2 protein-coding genes are annotated in these 1,214 nt (G+C 58.6%); both read left to right on the top strand.

The window, feature by feature from the left end; all coding sequences use genetic code 11:
- Positions 1-306 precede the first annotated feature (306 nt).
- Positions 307-486, top strand: coding sequence for a hypothetical protein (locus AC066Y_RS43215; protein ID WP_176540802.1), 180 nt, complete (start codon positions 307-309; stop codon positions 484-486).
- Positions 473-1,214: recombinase family protein (locus AC066Y_RS43210; protein ID WP_478279133.1), on the top strand; the 742-nt coding region annotated here is incomplete at its 3' end. The genes AC066Y_RS43215 and AC066Y_RS43210, both read left to right, overlap by 14 nt.

Genomic DNA, 1,214 nt, shown 5'->3' with positions numbered 1-1,214 from the left:
CCGTTCATTCTGCCCATGTCGGGGAGGATTTCGAGGTCCACTATCGTTGGCATCCCTATTTTGGCCGGACGGTGAACGTGCGTCGGGTGGAGCAACGCGCGACAGGTCAGTTTTTGCGGATCCGAACCCCATTGGGCACGGTCATCACGATTCCCGGCTGGATGGTAGATCCAATCGCATGCACGGAGATGACCTCCGGGCCACCACAAGTTGATCTTGCCGCATTGTCAGAGCTGAAGAGACTGGTCACAGCGCTCGCCATTTCCACAAACTCCCCGAGCGATCGAGTCGCATGGGAGAACGCCGATGAAGCAGGAGCGCGTAGCTGTACGGATTTCAGACGGGCAACTGAGCCTGATATTCGAGCCAGACAGGCTGGACAGGATGAACGAGGCGGCGCGGGTGAAGGCGTTACTGACGCTCGCCCAAATCCTCATGCAGGCCGCCGGCCTGGTAGTCGAGGAGCTCGGTGATGCCCGACACTGACGAGATCCCGGAAGCGCTCTTGAAGCGCAAAGCTGTCGTCTATGTGCGGCAGTCAACGCAATCCCAGGTGATGGCCAATCTGGAGAGCCAACGGCGACAGTACGATCTTGTGGATATTGCGCGCCGGCACGGCTTCTCCGACGTGGAAGTCATTGATGATGACCTCGGCCGTTCGGCGAGTGGAACGGTGGCCCGGCCCGGCTTTGATCGGCTGGTCGCATGGTTGTGCGCAGGAGCCGTTGGTGCCGTGATTTGCTTCGATGCATCGCGGCTCGCGCGCAACGGCCGCGATTGGCATCATCTGCTTGAGTTATGCGGGCTTGTCGAAGCGAGGGTGATTGATCACGACGGCGTTTATAATCCTTGCCTTCCGAACGATCGGCTCTTGCTCGGCATGAAGGGAAGCATAAGCGAGTTTGAGTTGGGCATAATCCGGGCACGGATGCTAGAGGCAGCCAGGGCGAAGGCCCAACGTGGTGAGCTACGCTTATCAGTGCCGTTTGGTTATGTCTGGCATCGCGAAGCCGGTCTGGGCCTGGATGCTGACCTGCGTCTGCAAGAGGTGATTCGACTTATCTTCACTCGCTTTCGCGAACTTGGTAGCGCTCGCCAGGTGTTGTTGTCGATGAAGGCGGAGCAAATCCATTTCCCCCGACCTGCTGACGAAGGTCGCATGACAAACTTCGTTTGGCAGCCCATCCGCTACCGCAATGTGATCAGCGTGCTAA

It is taken from the genome of Bradyrhizobium sp. USDA3010 (assembly GCF_056429065.1).
The sequence above is the reverse complement of the archived record's forward strand: the minus strand, read 5'-3'. Positions and strand labels throughout refer to the sequence as shown.

What these genes read in the sequence shown, in the direction of transcription:
- AC066Y_RS43215 (WP_176540802.1), top strand. Translation starts at nt 307, where the DNA reads ATGAAGCAGGAGCGCGTAGCTGTACGGATTTCAGACGGGCAACTGAGC.